Genomic DNA, 1,650 nt, shown 5'->3' with positions numbered 1-1,650 from the left:
TCAGGTACGCGCCCAGCATGAAGAGTTCACCGTGGGCAAAGTTGATGAGCCGCAGCACGCCGTAAACCATGGTGTAGCCCAGAGCGACCAGAGCGTAGACGGAACCCAGGGTCAGACCGTTCACCAACTGCTGGGCGAAAAGCTGCACGATTCAACCTCCCGCCTGCGCCGCGGGCGTTCCCCGGAGTCCGGCGAGGGGCGGAGAGCGGAGAGCGCCGGGCGGATACACCCGTCCCTGCTCCGACCGCCGCTCTCCACCCCTTTACGGCTATCCCTGGTAGGGCACGATCTCACCGCGCTCGTTGACGATGTAAGCCTTGTGGATGGTTCCCAGGCGATCGCCGTTCTTGTCGAAGCCGAGGATGGGCCCGGTGATCCCCGGGAAGTTCTTCAGGTCGTTGTGCAGGTACCGGGCGATGCGCGCCGGATCGGCCGAGCCGGACTTCTGGATGGCCTCCACCAGCACCCGGAACGCGTCAGCGGCCATTAGCGCCCAGATGCTGCCGGGTTCCTGCCCGTAGCGGGCCCTGTAATCGGCGATGAACTGGCGGGCCTCAGGATAGGGCAGGTCGGACGGGATCGGCTCCGTGGTGATGATGGTGCCCCTGGCCGCATCAACTCCGGCGATGCGGACGAACTCCGGGTTGTTGGTGGCGTTGCCGGCCATGAACGTGGCGGTGATGCCCAGTGCCTTGGCCTGCTTGACCAACAGCCCGCCCTCGGGGAAGTAGCCGGTGAAGTAAATGGCCTCAGGGTTTGACGCCCGCACCCGGGTCAGCGTGGCGGTGAAGTCCCGCTCACCCGGCGTGATGGCGTCGTAGAAGACAACCTGGGCGCCCCGTTCCTCGAGGTACCGGCGGGTCCAGTCGGCGAGGCCCGAAGCGTAGGTGGTGTTGTCGTGGATGAGAGCCACCCGCTTCTTCTTGAGGGTACCGGTGATGAACTCGGCGGCGAACAGCCCCTGCCGGTCATCCAGGAAGCAGGTGCGGAAGAAGCGCTGGTAGCCTTTCTGCGACAGGCGGGTGGCCGTCGAGGAGGGCGTGACCTGCACGATGCCGGCCTCATCGTAAATGGTGGAGGCCGGCTCCGTCAGGCTGGAGGCGTAGCTGCCGATGACCGCCACGACGCCCTGCGTCACCAGGCGCTGCGCCGCCACCGCCGCCTGCACCGGGTCGCTCTGGTCGTCGGCCGTCACGATCTCGATGGGCCGGCCCCCGAGCACCCCGCCTTTCGCGTTGACCTGGTCGGCGAGCAGTTGAACGGCCTTGACGAATCCGTCCCCCTCGTACGCCCACTGCCCTGAGATGGGTCCCTGAACCCCGATCCGGATCGGGGCCGGGGCGGCCAGCGCATTCCCCGCCGCGACCACGAGAAGCCCCAATAAAGCCAGGGCCCAAAAGGTTGCTCGTACCTGTCCCTGCCGCATGTACACCCATACCCCCTGTCAGAGCGAAGGCTCGTAGAGTAGGCACGGACTTCGCCGTAAACGAAACTAATTCCTTCGAGAGGGCGGTCATTCGAGCCTTCTCGCCGAGGCGACACGGGTTTGAACGACTAACAGCGACTGAACTTGCGCCTAGCGGCGCGCGGCGCGAAAATCAACCCGGTGGGTTCCTACCCGCCGACAAAGGCACACCCGCCGAAAGGCGG

2 protein-coding genes are annotated in these 1,650 nt (G+C 65.9%); both read right to left on the bottom strand.

The features are described 5' to 3' along the window. A partial coding sequence (locus tag AB1609_23260; GenBank protein ID MEW6049355.1) for a branched-chain amino acid ABC transporter permease occupies positions 1–148 on the bottom strand: 148 nt, incomplete at its 3' end. A gap of 120 nt (positions 149–268) precedes the next feature. Next, on the bottom strand, positions 269–1,426 hold the full coding sequence (locus tag AB1609_23255) for a branched-chain amino acid ABC transporter substrate-binding protein (GenBank protein ID MEW6049354.1): 1,158 nt from the start codon (positions 1,424–1,426) through the stop codon (positions 269–271). Between the last annotated feature and the right edge of the window lie 224 nt (positions 1,427–1,650).

Source organism: Bacillota bacterium (assembly GCA_040754675.1).
Taxonomy (GTDB): domain Bacteria; phylum Bacillota; class Limnochordia; order Limnochordales; family Geochordaceae; genus Geochorda.
The sequence above is the reverse complement of the archived record's forward strand: the minus strand, read 5'-3'. Positions and strand labels throughout refer to the sequence as shown.